Genomic DNA, 14779 nt, shown 5'->3' with positions numbered 1-14779 from the left:
ACCGACGATCACCGGAAATGCCGCCCGATCGGATGGGCGCGCCCGTACCTACGGCCCTAGACTGCCGCTCCGTGACGCACTTCCGGATCGCCGAGGCGGCGCGGCTGCTCGGGGTCAGCGACGACACCGTCCGCCGCTGGACCGACGGCGGCGCCCTGCCCGTCGAGGCCGACTCCAGTGGCCGCAAGGTCATCGCGGGGGCCGACCTGGCGGCGTTCGCGCGGGCGCAGGCCCATGCCACCCCGGACCCGTCCGGCGTCGGGCGCTCGGCCCGCAACCGGCTCGTCGGGCTGGTCACCGACATCCAGAGCGACAAGGTCATGTCGCAGGTGGAGATCCAGGCCGGGCCGCACCGGGTCGTGTCGCTCATGAGCACCGAGGCCGTGCACGAGCTCTCCCTCGAGGTCGGCTCGCTGGCGGTCGCCGTCGTCAAGGCCACCCACATCATCGTCGAGACCCCTGGAGGGACCGCGTGAGGACCCGATTCCGTTCCGCGCTCATGGTCGGCGCCGCTGCCGTGCTCGGGCTCGCCCTGACCGCGTGCGGCGGATCCGACTCCGGGTCGGGCCAGTCCACGCAGGCGCAGGCGCCGGCCCGGACCCTGACGGTGTCGGCGGCCGCGTCGCTCACGAGCGTCTACCAGCAGCTCGGCACCGAGTTCCAGAACGCGAACCCCGGCACCACCGTGACGTTCAACTTCGGCGGCTCGGACTCGCTGGCCCAGCAGGTCGTGCAGGGCGCTCCGGCCGACGTCCTGGCGACGGCGAGCTCGAAGACCATGAACACCGCCGTGCAGGCCGGGAAGATCCAGGGCGAGCCGGTGGTCTACGCGACCAACACGCTGCAGATCGCGGTCGCCCCGAACAACCCCAAGGGCATCACCGACCTGGCCTCGCTGAACCGGCCCGGGATCGTCTCCGTGGTGTGCGCGCCGGCCGTCCCCTGCGGCGCGGCCGCCGAGGCCGCCGAGAAGGCCGCGGGCGTCACGCTCACCCCGGCCAGCGAGGAGCAGGACGTCAAGGGCGTGCTCAACCGCGTCCAGACCGGGAACGCCGACGCGGGCCTCGTCTACGTCACCGACGTGCGTTCGACCCAGGGCAAGGTCCAGGGCCTCGACTTCCCGCAGGCCTCGGCCCAGGGCGCGGTGCAGTCCTACCCGATCGGCGTCGTGAACGGCTCGCAGAACGCCGATCTCGCGCAGAGCTGGATCAGCTTCGTCCGCGGCCCGCAGGGCACCGCGGCGCTGCAGCAGGCGGGGTTCGTCACGAAGTGACGTCCGTTCCGCGCCTGCTCTGGGCGCCGGCGGCCCTCGCGTGGCTCCTGGTGGCGATCCCCGTGGCGGGGCTCGTCGTCCGGGTGGACTGGCCGAACTTCCTCGGCCTCGTCACGACGCCGTCGGCGCTCGCGGCCCTGCGTCTCTCGCTGGAGACCGGGCTCGCGACGATGGTCCTGTGCCTGGTCCTCGGCGGCCCGCTCGCCGTGGTCCTGGCGCGGTCGTCGTTGCCGGGGCTGCCGTTCGTGCGGTCGGTGGTGCTGCTGCCGCTGGTGCTCCCACCCGTCGTCGGGGGCCTGACGCTGCTGTTCCTGTTCGGCCGGACCGGCCCGCTCGGCAGCTTCCTCGACCGCGAGTTCGGCATCACCATCCCGTTCTCGACGACGGCCGTGGTCCTCGCCCAGACCTTCGTCGCGATGCCGTTCCTCGTCGTCTCGCTCGAGGGGGCGCTGCGCACGGCGGGGGAGCGCTACGAGGCGGTCGCCGCGACGCTCGGCGCCTCACCGGCGACGACGCTGTGGCGGGTGACGGTGCCGGTGGTGCTGCCGGGCCTGATGTCGGGCAGCGTGCTCGCGTTCGCCCGGGCCCTCGGGGAGTTCGGCGCGACGATCACGTTCGCGGGTTCGCTCGAGGGCACCACCCGGACCCTGCCGCTGTTCATCTACCTCGAGTCGGAGAGCGACCTCGACGGGGCGGTGGCGATGTCGCTCGTCCTCGTCGTCGTGGCGATCCTGGTGATCGTGGTGTCGCGCACCCGGGACCTGCGATGAGCCGGCTCGAGGTCGACGTCGCGGTCACGCGCGGGTCGTTCGCCCTGGACGTGTCGGTGACGGTGGAGTCCGGCGAGGTCGTGGCGGTGCTCGGGTCGAACGGCGCGGGCAAGTCGACGTTCCTCGGCGCGCTCGCCGGGCTGTACCGGCCGGACCGGGGATCCGTGGTGCTCGACGGGCGGGTGCTCGACGACGTGCCCGTGCACCGTCGTCGGGTCGGTCTGCTCAGCCAGTCGGCCCTGCTCTTCCCGCACCTCACCGCCCGCGACAACGTCGCCTTCGGCCCGCGCTCCACCGGTTCCCGACGGCGGGTGGCGCGGGAGACCGCGGACCGCTGGCTGGAGATGGTCGACGCGACCGCACTCGCCGACCGGCGCCCGTCCGAGCTCTCCGGCGGGCAGGCCCAGCGCGTCGCCATCGCCCGCGCCCTGGCCTGCGAGCCGGAGCTGCTGCTGCTCGACGAGCCCTTCGCCGCCCTCGACGTGGACGTCACGCCCGCGATCCGCTCGCTGCTGCGCCGCGTGGTGCGGGCCGCGGGGGTGACGACGCTGATGGTCACCCACGACGTGCTCGACGCCGTGGTCCTCGCCGACCGGCTCGTCGTGCTCGACGGCGGCCGGGTCGTCGAGGCCGGGCCCACCGCCGACGTGCTGCGCCGCCCGCGCTCCGCCTTCGCCGCCCGCATCGCGGGGCTCGACCTCGTGCCGGGCCGCTCGTGCGGCGAGGGCCTGCGGACCGCCGAGGGCACGGTGATCGGCGGCGTGCACCCGGACCCGGTGGCCGACGACGAGCCGGCGGTCGCCCTGTTCTCCCCGGCGTCGGTCTCGGTGTTCCGCGACCCGCCCAAGGGCTCACCCCGCACGCTGGTGCCGGTGCGGCTGGCCGCGATGGAGCCGCACGGCGAGCTCGTGCGCCTGCGGGCCGCCGTTCCCGACGGCGGGCCGGGCTGGGTCGACGGCCTCGCCGCCGACGTGACGCCGGCCGCGGTCGCCGACCTCGCCGTCGAGCCGGGGGACGAGCTGTGGTTCGCGGTCAAGGCCGCCGAGGTCGAGGTGTACCCGGCGGGCCGGTGAGGCCCCGCGCTCGCCGCTCAGAGCTGACGGACCCACAACACGGCGAACCCCACGGCGAGCACCAGCAGCAGCCCGGCGACGGGGAGCGACCACACCCGCCGTCGGGTCAGGCGTCCGACGGACCGCCGAACAGCGGCTCGTCGACCGAGCGGATCTCCTGGCTGGGGAGGCCGCCGGGGTGCTCGCGGCGGACCCGGTCGAGCGCCGCGAGGGCGATGCCGAGGTGGTGGCGCTTGGAGGTCTCGTAGAAGGACTGGGCGTCGGCGGAGAGCTTCGGGGAGCCGTGCAGCGGCTTGTCCGAGACGCAGAGCAGCGTCGCGTTCGGCACCCGGTAGCGGAAGCCGTTGGCGGCGATCGTCGCGGACTCCATGTCGACCGCGACGCTCCGGCTGGCCTGCATGGCCGCGAGCGTCAGCTTCTGGTTGAGCTCCCAGTTGCGGTTGTCGGTGGTGTGCACCGTGCCGATCCGGTACTCGGCGCCGGCCTGCTCGAGTGCCTCGAGCAGGAAGGTGTTGAGCCGGTGGTTCGGGATCACCGGGACGTTGAGCGGCAGCACCTCGTCGAGCACGTGGTCGAAGCGCTGGTAGCCGGTCGCGAGGACGAAGTCGCCCTTCTGCTGGTGGTTCCGCAGCCCGCCGCAGTGCCCGATCATGATCATGGTGTCGGGGCGGAGCACCGCGACGTGGTCGGTCGCGGTCTTCGCGTTGGCGGGACCGACGCCGATGTTGACGAGCGTGACGCCGTCGCCGTCGGGCAGCACGTGGTGGTACGCGGGCATCTGCACCTCGTGGTCCGGGCGGACCGCGTCGGTGTAGCGCTCGAGGAACGCCTCGACGTGCATCGCGTAGTTGGTGAACAGGACGTGCCGCTGGAAGGCCGCGGCGGGGGTGCCGGTGTAGTGCCCGAGCCGGTCCACCGAGAGCTGCATCCGCTCCGGGCCGAACAGGAAGAGCTTCTTCGACCGGGCGTCCACGCGGTCCTCGTCGAGCGCCGCGAAGAACGACGGGTCGTCGAAGGCCAGCGCGGGCCGCGAGGGCCGCACCGTGACCCGGGCCCCGGCGCGCAGCAGCCCCTCGACCTCGCGGCACAGGTAGCGCCGGATGGCGGCCGTGCGGGAGAACTCGCCGGTCAGTCGCGGGTTGACCGCCGACCACGGGCGCACGACCTCGATCGTCGAGTACCAGCCGTCGTCGTCGATGGCCGCGAGCGTGTCGACCAGGCGTGCGACGGCCTCGTCGTACCCGTCGAGGGTCGCGCCGTCGGCGCTCGCGGTCGTCTGCGGGTGGGTCGCGGTCACGGCTGCCGATGGTCCCAGCCCTCCGGCGACGGCGGGCCGCGAGGGTTCACGCTGTCGGTGGTGGCGGGCATAGTGAACCGGACCACGATCGAGTTCGTCATGGAGGTCACCCGGTGAGCGCCCCCGCAGTCCCGTCGTACGCGTCCGGCATCTCGGACGAGCCGTTGCTCGGCGACACGATCGGCGACAACCTCGACCGCACGGCGGCCCGCTTCCCCGACGGCGAGGCGCTGGTCGACCGGGCGCAGGGCCTGCGGTACACGTGGTCGGCGTTCGTCGCGGAGGTCGACGCGTTGGCCCTCGGCCTGCTCGACCTGGGGATCGCGAAGGGCGACCGGGTCGGCATCTGGGCGCCGAACTGCGCGCAGTGGACGTTGCTGCAGTACGCCACGGCGAAGGTCGGCGCGATCCTGGTCAACATCAATCCCGCGTACCGCACGCACGAGCTGGAGTTCGTGCTCAACCAGGCCGGGATCCGGCTGCTGGTCGCCGCGCGGTCCTTCAAGACCTCGCAGTACGCGGAGATGATCGAGCAGGTCCGGCCGAACTGCGCCGCGCTGGAGACGGTGATCATCACCGACTCGCCGGAGTGGACCGCGCTGTTCGTCACCGGCGACGTGTCGCGGGTGCGCGCGGTGCAGGCCGAGCTGTCGGCGGACGACCCGATCAACATCCAGTACACGAGCGGGACGACGGGCTTCCCGAAGGGCGCGACGCTGTCGCACCACAACATCCTCAACAACGGCTACTTCGTGGGCCGGCTGTGCGGCTACACCGAGATCGACCGGGTCTGCATCCCGGTGCCCTTCTACCACTGCTTCGGCATGGTCATGGGCAACCTCGCGTGCACCAGCTCCGGGGCGACGATGGTGATCCCGGCGCCGGGCTTCGATCCGAAGCTGACGCTGGAGGCGGTCGCCGAGGAGCGCTGCACGTCGCTCTACGGGGTGCCGACGATGTTCATCGCCGAGCTCTCGCTGCCCGACGTCGAGTCCTACGACGTGTCCAGCCTGCGCACCGGGATCATGGCCGGCTCGCCCTGCCCGGTGGAGGTGATGAAGCAGGTCGTCGAGCGCTTCGGGATGACCGAGGTGTCGATCTGCTACGGCATGACCGAGACGTCGCCGGTGTCCACCCAGACCCGGGCCGACGACTCGCTGGACCGTCGCGTGTCCACCGTCGGCCGCACGATGCCGCACCTGGAGTCGAAGATCATCGACCCCGAGACGGGGCTGACCGTGCCCCGCGGCACGCCCGGCGAGCTGTGCACCCGCGGCTACTCGGTGATGCTCGGGTACTGGGAGCAGCCCGACAAGACCGCCGAGGTGCTCGACCGGGCCCGCTGGATGCACACCGGCGACCTCGGGGTGATGGACGACGAGGGCTACGTCAACATCACCGGCCGGATCAAGGACATGGTCATCCGCGGCGGCGAGAACGTGTACCCCCGCGAGATCGAGGAGTTCCTCTACACCCACCCCGACATCCTCGACGCGCAGGTGATCGGGGTGCCCGACCAGCGCTACGGCGAGGAGCTCATGGCCTGGGTGCGGCTGCGCGAGGGGGTCACCGAGCTGACCGCCGAGCAGGTGCGGGAGTTCGCCACCGGCAAGCTCGCCCACTACAAGATCCCGCGGTACGTGCACGTCGTCGAGGAGTTCCCGATGACCGTCACCGGCAAGGTCCGCAAGGTCGAGATGCGGGCCACCGCCGTCGAGCTGCTGGGCCTCGAGGCGGCGTCGCCGACGGCGTAGGGGCCTCTGCGGCTGCCGTCCTGCGTCTTCGCGTCCCGCGTCTTCGAACGAAGGGCACCTTCGGTCGGTCTATCCGATCGAAGGTGCCCTTCGCTCGTGTCGGGGCGGCGCCGGCCGGTGTGGCGAAGGGCGCCCACGGCCCGTCTATCCGGCCGAAGGGCCCCTTCGTTCAGAACGGCCACCGGCGTCACGCCGGAAGGATCGTCACCCCGTGCGCCGCGGTGTGGGCGGCCACGGCCGCCGGGTCGGGCGGGCCGTCCGCGGTCAGCCGGCTCATCCCGCGCAGGAAGTCGATCTGGCCGCGTCCCGTGACCGTGACGATCATCCGCGCCGGCGCGCCCGAGTCGTTCCGGTAGCAGTGCGGGGTGCCGGCGGGGACGAACACCGGTCCGTCGGTCACGACCCACTCCTCCTCGCCGCCCCGGATCGTCACCGCGCCGGCGACGACGTGGAAGAGCTTGTCGGCCTCGAGCGTGTGCAGGGGTGATCGCGCGCCGGGGCCGAGGCGGAGCTCGAACTGCTCCCAGGCCTCGTGGGTGTCGTCGGCGGTGGCGAGGACGACGGCCTCGGCGCCCATCAGGGGGAAGGTGTCGGCGGTGCGGACGTTCATCGCGTACTCCGAGTGAGGTGAGCGGTTCTGATGACCTCTCGAACGTAGTAAGAAGACGGTGGGGGATCCGATCCCCAGTTCCAGGGGGGACGCACCGTGACCGCTCTCGATCCTGCCGCGGGCCACGTCGCCGTGCGCGATCTCGCCGCCGCGGCCCTCGCCCGGGACGTGGGCCACGACCTCGCGGTCTGGGCGACCGTCGATCCCGCCACGGTGATGACCACGTCCTGCCGGCTCTACGGCGCGGCCCGTGATCCCGTGCTCGAGGGCGAGGTGCTCGTCAGCGAGTACCGCGAGGAGCCCGACGTGCTCCGGTACGCCGACCTCGCCGACGGGCCTCTCGTCGGCACCGTCCACGACGCGACCGGCGGCGACCCCGTCCGCAGCCGACGCCACCGGGAGGTCCTCGCGCCCCGGGGCTTCACCGACCACCTCCGCCTGGTCCTGCACGACGGCCGCACCGCGTGGGGTGTGGTCGACCTGCTCCGGGCGGGAGGCCTGTTCACCGCGGCCGACGTCGCCGCGGTGGCACGGGCGGGTCGGCCGGTCGCGGTGGCGCTGCGGGCCGCGATGACGGCGGCGCGGGTGGTCGGCGACGTCGACCCGGTGCTCGCCGCGCACGACGTCGCGGGCTCCGGCCTCGTGCTCTGCGACCCCGACGGCCGGGTGGTCGAGATCAGCCCGGAGGCCCATGCCCTGCTGGAGGGCACCGACCTGCCCGCGGCCGTGACCGCTCTCGTCGCGGCCCGCCGCGCCGAGTCCCGGTGCGGCGGGGTCAGCGCCCCGACCCCGTCCGGCCGCTGGCTCACCTTCACGACGACGGGTCTCGGCGCCCGGACCGCGGTGGTCGTCGACCCGATCCGCCCGTCCCGGCTCGCCGACGTGGTGGCGCGGGCGCGGGGGCTGTCGGCCCGCGAGGAGGAGGTGCTCGCCGAGCTGGCCCGGGGGCGCTCGAACAAGCAGATCGCCCGTCGGCTCGGGCTCTCGGAGTGGACGGTGCAGGACCACGTGAAGGCGGTGCTCGCCAAGTTCAACGTCGCGGGCCGCAGTGAGCTCCAGGCCGCGCTGTTCTCCGGCCACTACGCGCCGCTGCACGCCTGACCGCCCTCCCCCTGGCAGGAAAGCGTCGTTGCTGCCACTGGCCGACAGCAACGACGCTTTCCTGCCGCGGGAGCGGGGCCCGCGCCCCGTGATCTCCGACGACCCCGTCACCCGTGCGGGATACGATGGTCGGACGCGCTCCGGCACGCTGCCGGGGCGCGTTCTCGTCGACGAGAGAACGGGTGAGCACGGTGCCGACCGGCAAGGTCAAGTGGTACGACGCCGAGAAGGGGTTCGGGTTCCTCTCCCAGGAGGAGGGGGCCGACGTCTACGTCCCCAAGGGATCCCTGCCGCGCGAGGTGGAGGCCCTGAAGTCGGGGCAGCGCGTGGAGTTCGGGATCGCCGAGGGCCGCCGTGGGCCGCAGGCCCTGCAGGTCCGCCTGGTCGACCCGCTGCCCAGCGTCGCCGAGGCCAAGCGCCGCTCGCCCGACGAGCTGCACGGGCTCATCGACGACATGATCAAGCTGCTCGAGGCCAAGGTGCAGCCCGACCTGCGCCGCGGCCGCTACCCCGACCGCCGGAACACGAAGCGGCTCGCCGAGGTCGTCCGCGCGGTGGCGCGCGAGCTGGAGGGCTGACCCCGGCGCGACCCTGTCGCGGGCTCCTGCACGGGTCCGCCCACCTTGTCGCGGTGATTCACAACGACAAGGTGGGCCTGGCCGGCAGGTTCCCCGCGACAAGGCAAGGTCTGGCCGACCAGGCCGGCAAGGCCGGTGAGGGCTGGCGCGCCGGGCCGGCTCAGGCATTGTCGTGGGCTCCTGCACGGGCCCGCCCACCTTGTCGTGGTGACTCACAACGACAAGGTGGGGCCGGCCGGGAGGTTCCCCGCGACAAGGCAAGGTCTGGCCGACCAGGCCGGCAAGGCCGCGGAGGGCGACCAGGGCGCCGGGCAGGCTCAGGCCTTGTCGTGGGCTTCTGCGCAGGCCCGCCCACCTTGTCGCGGTGATTCACAACGACAAGGTGGGGCCGACCGGGAGGTTCCCCGCGACAAGGCAGGGCCGCCGAGGTCGAAGAGGCCACCGGGCAGGCTCAGGCCGCCCCCGCCGCCGTGAGCACCCACGTGGAGCGGGTGGAGAACAGGTCGCCCTGCGCGGTGACGGTCTGGCTGGCCCCGAACTGCTGCACCTCGACCCGCTGGAGGCGCCAGCGGGGGTCGGGGAGGACCAGTCGGAACGAGGAGCGCGCGTTCGGCGCGAACACCTGGCTGCGCCCGCTCTGCTCGGCGCCGTTCTCGTCGAGGTAGACGAACGCGACCTGCCAGGGCGTGGGGAGCACGGCGTCGGGGACGGTCAGGTCCACCGCGACCCCGGGCGGTAGCGGGAGGCTCGCGACGGCGGTCGGGTCGGTCTCGCAGTCGGTGACCATCAGGTCGCAGTAGACGGTCGGCGACGCCGGCACGGAGATCCCGTTCGCGGTGAACGTGACGTCACCGGGGTCGTCGGGGCCGGAGGTCACCACCAGCACCGTCACCACGGCGGCCACCACGACCACGATCGCGACGACGGCGATCCACACCCAGCGGGGCACCGCCCGCAGCCGAGCGAGCATCAGGCGGAGCGGCGGGGGAGCAGGGAGCGGCCGCGCGAGGTGAGCACGGTCTGCACCGTACCGATCGCCAGCACGCCGCTGATCACCGTGAACCCGATCCACCAGGTCGGGGGCAGCAGCACGCCCAGCGTGCCCCCGAACACCCACGTGAGCTGCAGGATCGTCTCCGAGCGCCCGAACGCGGACGCGCGCGCCGCCTCGGGCAGGTCCCGCTGCACCACCGCGTCGAGGCAGACCTTGAGCAGCGCCGAGGCGGTCGCGCCCACCAGGCCGACCACGGCCGCCGTCGCGAGCCCGACCACGATCGCCGCGGTCACGGTGGCGGCGAGGGAGGCGCACAGGGCGCTGATCAGCAGCAGGTCCGGGCGGTCGAACCGACGGCGGGCGCCCAGGGCGTTGCCCAGGAACCCGCCGGCCCCCGCGGCCGCCCCGACGACGCCGAGCAGGAGCAGCTGCCGACCGGGCGTGCCCTCGGTCTGGGCCTTGACGACGAACGCCGCGAAGAGCGTGAGGAACCCGGTGAGGGAGCGGATCGTGCCGTTGGCCCACAGGGCCGTGACGACCTGCGGACTCATCCGCACCCGTCGTCGGGACAAGCCCGGGCGGGGGATCAGCACCGTCTCCATCTCGCCCTCGGTGACCTCCACCCACCGCGGGATGCGCAGGCAGAGCCAGACCCCGGCGAAGCAGATGCCCGCGGTGAGCCAGGCCGCGCCCGGCGAGCCGAACAGGTACGACACCCCGGCCGCCAGCGCGCCGAACACCCCGGAGGCGACCAGTCCGAAGACGGTCAGCCGGGAGTTCGTCGTCACCAGCGTGATCCCCGGCGGGAGCACGCGAGGCGTGACGGCCGCCTTGAGCACCCCGAACGACTTCGACAGCACCAGGATCCCGAGCGCCGCCGGGTAGAGCGCCCACGTGTCCATGAACAGGGCGAGGACCACCGCCAGGACGCCCTGACCCGCCGTCGAGACCGCGAGCGCCCACCGGCGGCCGCGCTGGATGCGGTCGAGCAGCGGGCCGATCACCGGGGCGACCAGCGCGAACGGCGCGACCGTGATCAGCAGGTAGAGCGCGACCTTGTCCTTGGACTCCGCGCTCGCGGCGGAGAAGAAGAGCGTGTTCGCGAGCGCGACGGCGAGCGTCGCGTCGGAGGCGTAGTTGGCCATCCAGGCGTAGGTCAGCGCGGTGAGCCCGGAGCGGTCGGCGCCGTCGGCGGACGCGGCGCGGTGGAAGGCCCGCGCCCCCGCGCGGGTCAGGTTCCGGGCGCGCCACGCGGCGACGCGGGTGACGGTGATCTTGCGCGGCCCGGGGTCGTCGGGGTCCTGGCCGGTCAGGCGCCGGGTGGGCGGGGGCTCTTCCTGACGACGGGTGTCCCGCTCGCGCCGTCGTCCCGCCGACCAGCCGGCGCGGCTGGTGTCGTCCGGGGAGGGATCGGGGTGGGACACGGGTCCATCGTCGCCCACGACGAGCCGTTGATCATCGACGATGTGGCCTTTCCCGGCACCGGGTGCAAGCAGTGACGCATTGCGTGCACCGGGAGGTGCCCAGCCGGGAAGCCCCGAGGCTGTCGGGGCGTTCTCGTAGACTGGTCGTCGATCCTCCCCACCCCGTCAGGAGTCGGTTCCCGGGTGTCTCCCGCTGCGCTGTCCGAACTCACCGCGGTCCTGCTGGCCGATCCCGGCCTGGCGGGCGTCGCCGACGCCGCCGGGCGCGACGCGGCCGTCGAGGGCCCCACCGCGCTGCGCCCGCTGCTCGCGGCGGCGCTCGCGGCGGGTGCGCAGCGGACCGTGCTGGTCGTCTGCGCCACCGAGCGCGAGGCCGACGAGCTGGCCGCGTCGGTCGCGGAGCTGATCGGCCCGGAGACCGTCGCCTACCTGCCCAGCTGGGAGACGCTGCCGCACGAGCGGCTGTCCCCGCGGGCCGACACCGTCGGGCGTCGCGTCGACATCCTGCGCCGCCTGGCCCACCCGGGCGACACCCCGCTGCGCGTCGTCACCACGGCCACCCGCTCGCTGATCCAGCCGCTGGTCCCGGGCCTGGGCGACCTGGAGCCGGTGGTGCTGCGCGAGGGCGTCGAGATCGAGCTGGGCGACCTCGCCGAGCGCCTCGTCGGCCTCGCCTACGCGCGCGTGGAGATGGTGGAGAAGCGCGGCGAGTTCGCCGTGCGCGGCGGCATCGTCGACCTCTTCCCGCCGACCGCCGAGTCGCCGGTGCGCATCGAGTTCTGGGGCGACGAGGTCTCCGAGATGCGCTGCTTCTCGGTGGCCGACCAGCGTTCGCTGCCCGACCGCGAGGACGGGTCCGCCCGCCCCACCGAGGTGGTCGCCCCGCCGTGCCGCGAGCTGCTGCTGACCCCCGAGGTCCGGGAGCGCGCCGCCGAGCTGCACACCGTCCACGGGACCGACGCCGCGCTCGGCGAGCTGCTCGGCAAGGTCGCCGCAGGCATCCCCACCGAGGGCATGGAGTCGCTGATCCCCGCGCTGCTGCCCGGGGAGCTGCGCCTGCTGCCGGAGTTCCTCCCCGACGACTCCTCGGTCGTCGTCTGCCACCCGGAGCGGGTCGCGCGCCGGGCCGCCGACCTGGTCCGCACCGGCCAGGAGTTCCTCGAGGCCAGCTGGCTCGTCGCGGCCGACTCCACCGACGGCCGCGCACCGATCGACCTGGGCGCCTCCGCGTACCGCGACCTCGACGTCGTGCGCGCCGCCACGCGCGCGGCGGGCCACCCCTGGTGGACCCTCTCGAGCCTCGCCACCGACCCGGACCTCGAGAACGACTCGGTGACCAGCGACGGCACGCGGGTGCTGCGCACCGGGATCGCCGGCGTCGACTCCTACCGCGGCGACTGGGAGAAGGCCGCCGTCGACCTGCGCGCCCACGCGGCCGCGGGCGGCGCCGCGCTCGTCGTCCTGCCCGCGGCGGGCACCGCCGAGCGGGCCGTCGAGCAGCTGCGGGAGTTCGTCGGCGAGGACGTGCCGGTGGTGTCGGGCACGGCGGCGCCGCGCCCGGGCAGCATCGTCGTCACCCGGGGCCGGCTGGCCGACGGGTTCGTCGCCGAGGCGAGCCGCCTCGTCGTCGTCACCGAGGCCGACCTCACCGGCGCCCGCAACGCCGGTGCGGACACCCCCACCAAGCGGGCCGCGGTGAAGCAGCGCAACGCGGTCGACCCGCTGACGCTGCAGCCGGGCGACTTCGTGGTCCACGCCCAGCACGGCATCGGCAAGTTCGTCGAGATGACCCAGCGGACCACCGGCACCGGGAAGGCCGCGACCACCCGCGAGTACCTGGTGCTGGAGTACTCGTCGTCCAAGCGCGGCCAGCAGAGCGACCGGCTGTTCGTGCCCACCGACCAGCTCGACCAGATCAGCCGCTACGTCGGCGGCGAGCTGCCCACGCTGAACAAGCTCGGCGGCTCGGACTGGTCGAAGACGAAGTCGAAGGCGCGCAAGGCGGTGCGCGACATCGCCGCGTCGCTGGTCCAGCTCTACGCCGCCCGGCAGGCCGCGCCCGGCCACGCGTTCGCCCCGGACACCCCGTGGCAGCGCGAGATGGAGGACGCGTTCCCGTACACCGAGACGCCCGACCAGGCGGTCGCGATCGACGAGGTCAAGTCGGACATGGAGAAGGCGGTCCCGATGGACCGCGTCATCTCCGGTGACGTCGGCTACGGCAAGACCGAGATCGCGGTGCGTGCGGCGTTCAAGGCGGTGCAGGACGGCAAGCAGGTCGCGGTCCTCGTGCCCACCACGCTGCTGGCCCAGCAGCACCTGCAGACCTTCACCGAGCGGATGCGCAACTTCCCGGTGACCGTCCGCGGCCTCTCCCGGTTCACGCCGGGCAAGGAGGCCGACCGGACCGTCAAGGGCCTGGCGGACGGCACCGTCGACGTCGTCGTCGGCACCCACCGCCTGCTGCAGACCGGGATCACCTGGAAGGACCTCGGGCTCGTCATCATCGACGAGGAGCAGCGCTTCGGCGTCGAGCACAAGGAGCACATCACCGGGCTGCGGGCCCACGTGGACATGCTCTCGATGTCCGCGACGCCGATCCCGCGCACGCTGGAGATGAGCCTCGCCGGCATCCGCGAGATGTCGACGATCCTCACCCCGCCGGAGGAGCGGCACCCGACGCTCACCTACGTCGGCGCGTACGACGACAAGCAGGTCGCCGCCGCGATCCGCCGCGAGCTGCTGCGCGACGGGCAGGTCTTCTACATCCACAACCGGGTGCAGTCGATCGACGACACCGCCGCGCGCCTGCGCCGGCTCGTGCCCGAGGCCCGCATCGCCACCGCGCACGGGCAGATGGCCGAGGAGCGCCTCGAGCGCACGGTCAACGAGTTCTGGGAGCGCGAGCACGACGTGCTCGTCTGCACCACGATCGTCGAGAACGGCCTCGACATCTCCAACGCGAACACGCTGATCGTCGAGCGCTCGGACGCCCTCGGGCTCTCGCAGCTCCACCAGCTGCGCGGTCGGGTCGGCCGCGGCCGGGAGCGGGGCTACGCCTACTTCCTCTACCCGAACGACAAGCCGCTGACCGAGACCAGCCACGAGCGCCTCGCGACCATCGCGCAGCACTCCGAGCTGGGCGCGGGCACGGCGGTCGCGATGAAGGACCTCGAGATCCGCGGCGCCGGCAACATCCTCGGCGCCGAGCAGTCCGGGCACATCGCGGGCGTCGGGTTCGACCTGTACGTGCGGCTGGTCGGCGAGGCCGTCGAGGCGTTCAAGAAGCACACCGACGCGGCCGGCGAGGAGGACGAGCCGCTGGCCGAGGTGCGGGTCGACCTGCCGATCGACGCGCACGTCCCGCACGACTACGTCGACACCGAGCGGCTGCGCCTCGACGTGTACCGCAAGATCGCCGAGGCGGCCGACGCCGCGGCGCTCGACGCGGTCAAGGAGGAGCTCGTCGACCGGTACGGCGAGCCGCCGGTGCCGGTGACGAACCTGCTCGCCGTCGCCGCGTTCCGGCAGGCGTGCCGCCGCTACGGCATCACCGAGGTGTCGGGGCAGGGCAACCAGATCCGGTTCGCGCCGGTCGACCTGCCCGAGTCCGCGCAGATGCGCCTCAAGCGGCTGCACCCGCGGGCGCAGCTGAAGGCGGCGTCGCAGACGCTGTCGCTCCCGCGCCCGACCGAGGGCTCGTCGGGGGCGGGCGGTCAGCGCGGTCCGGTCAAGATGGGCGCCGCGCCGCTGCGCGACCTGGAGCTGCTCGCCTGGTGCGAGCAGCTGTTCGTGGCGCTCTACGGCGAGCGACCGGCGGCCGCGAAGGTGCCGGCCGGGGTGTAGTCCGCCGCGGCCGACCGCCGTGGCACGTCCCTGACGTCGGGTGTGCGGCCGGCGCCACC

12 protein-coding genes are annotated in these 14779 nt (G+C 73.4%); 8 read left to right on the top strand and 4 right to left on the bottom strand.

The window, feature by feature from the left end:
- Positions 1-71: 71 nt before the first annotated feature.
- Genes LN037_RS29090 through LN037_RS29075 form a run of 4 tightly spaced genes read left to right on the top strand, consistent with a single transcriptional unit; the run spans position 72 to position 3116 of the window.
- Entirely contained in the window at positions 72-476 is a 405-nt protein-coding gene (locus LN037_RS29090; RefSeq protein ID WP_230760066.1) for a TOBE domain-containing protein, read from the top strand.
- Between the two features lie 23 nt (positions 477-499).
- Positions 500-1273: a molybdate ABC transporter substrate-binding protein gene (modA, locus tag LN037_RS29085; RefSeq protein ID WP_255695225.1), complete on the top strand. Its 774-nt coding sequence runs from the start codon at positions 500-502 to the stop codon at positions 1271-1273.
- Complete coding sequence (locus tag LN037_RS29080; RefSeq protein ID WP_230760062.1) at positions 1270-2043, top strand: ABC transporter permease; 774 nt, start codon at positions 1270-1272, stop codon at positions 2041-2043. The genes modA and LN037_RS29080 overlap by 4 nt, the downstream gene beginning before the upstream one ends.
- Positions 2040-3116 (top strand): sulfate/molybdate ABC transporter ATP-binding protein, encoded by a 1077-nt coding sequence (locus LN037_RS29075; protein WP_230760060.1) that lies wholly within the window; start codon positions 2040-2042, stop codon positions 3114-3116. Before LN037_RS29080 ends, LN037_RS29075 begins: the two co-directional genes overlap by 4 nt.
- 106 nt (positions 3117-3222) lie before the next feature.
- Here the strand turns inward: LN037_RS29075 and LN037_RS33940 are convergent, their stop codons facing one another.
- On the bottom strand, positions 3223-4413 hold the full coding sequence (locus tag LN037_RS33940) for an AMP nucleosidase (protein ID WP_230760059.1): 1191 nt from the start codon (positions 4411-4413) through the stop codon (positions 3223-3225).
- A gap of 113 nt (positions 4414-4526) precedes the next feature.
- On the opposite strand from LN037_RS33940, the gene LN037_RS29065 reads away from it, so the two are divergent.
- Positions 4527-6167 (top strand): AMP-binding protein, encoded by a 1641-nt coding sequence (locus LN037_RS29065; RefSeq protein WP_230760057.1) that lies wholly within the window; start codon positions 4527-4529, stop codon positions 6165-6167.
- A 187-nt stretch (positions 6168-6354) separates the two neighbouring features.
- Here the strand turns inward: LN037_RS29065 and LN037_RS29060 are convergent, their stop codons facing one another.
- Complete coding sequence (locus LN037_RS29060) at positions 6355-6777, bottom strand: cupin domain-containing protein (protein WP_230760055.1); 423 nt, start codon at positions 6775-6777, stop codon at positions 6355-6357.
- A gap of 96 nt (positions 6778-6873) precedes the next feature.
- Between LN037_RS29060 and LN037_RS33935 the strand changes: the two genes are divergently transcribed.
- Positions 6874-7878: a helix-turn-helix transcriptional regulator gene (locus tag LN037_RS33935; RefSeq protein ID WP_230760053.1), complete on the top strand. Its 1005-nt coding sequence runs from the start codon at positions 6874-6876 to the stop codon at positions 7876-7878.
- A gap of 191 nt (positions 7879-8069) precedes the next feature.
- Positions 8070-8456 carry a cold-shock protein gene (locus tag LN037_RS29050; RefSeq protein WP_169182663.1) on the top strand — a complete coding sequence of 129 codons (387 nt, stop codon included), beginning with the start codon at positions 8070-8072 and terminating at the stop codon, positions 8454-8456.
- A gap of 451 nt (positions 8457-8907) precedes the next feature.
- On the opposite strand, the gene LN037_RS29045 is transcribed toward LN037_RS29050, so the two are convergent.
- Together LN037_RS29045 and LN037_RS29040 are read right to left on the bottom strand one after the other, a co-directional pair.
- The gene (locus LN037_RS29045) at positions 8908-9426 is read right to left on the bottom strand and encodes a DUF2771 family protein (protein ID WP_230760051.1); all 519 of its coding nucleotides are present in this window, start codon (positions 9424-9426) and stop codon (positions 8908-8910) included.
- Complete coding sequence (locus LN037_RS29040; protein WP_230760049.1) at positions 9426-10874, bottom strand: MFS transporter; 1449 nt, start codon at positions 10872-10874, stop codon at positions 9426-9428. The genes LN037_RS29045 and LN037_RS29040 overlap by 1 nt, the downstream gene beginning before the upstream one ends.
- 183 nt (positions 10875-11057) lie before the next feature.
- Here LN037_RS29040 and mfd point away from each other — a divergent pair, with 183 nt between their 5' ends.
- Positions 11058-14720, top strand: a complete 3663-nt coding sequence (gene mfd / locus LN037_RS29035) for a transcription-repair coupling factor (protein WP_230760047.1) — start codon at positions 11058-11060, stop codon at positions 14718-14720.
- Positions 14721-14779 lie beyond the last annotated feature (59 nt).

The organism is Actinomycetospora soli, assembly GCF_021026295.1.
Classification (GTDB): domain Bacteria; phylum Actinomycetota; class Actinomycetes; order Mycobacteriales; family Pseudonocardiaceae; genus Actinomycetospora; species Actinomycetospora soli.
Note: the sequence above shows the minus strand (reverse complement) of the source record. Positions and strands in the feature narration are given on the sequence as shown.

What these genes read in the sequence shown, in the direction of transcription:
- LN037_RS29060 (WP_230760055.1), bottom strand. Translation starts at nt 6,777, where the DNA reads ATGAACGTCCGCACCGCCGACACCTTCCCCCTGATGGGCGCCGAGGCC.
- LN037_RS29045 (WP_230760051.1), bottom strand. Translation starts at nt 9,426, where the DNA reads ATGCTCGCTCGGCTGCGGGCGGTGCCCCGCTGGGTGTGGATCGCCGTC.
- LN037_RS29075 (WP_230760060.1), top strand. Translation starts at nt 2,040, where the DNA reads ATGAGCCGGCTCGAGGTCGACGTCGCGGTCACGCGCGGGTCGTTCGCC.
- modA (WP_255695225.1), top strand. Translation starts at nt 500, where the DNA reads ATGGTCGGCGCCGCTGCCGTGCTCGGGCTCGCCCTGACCGCGTGCGGC.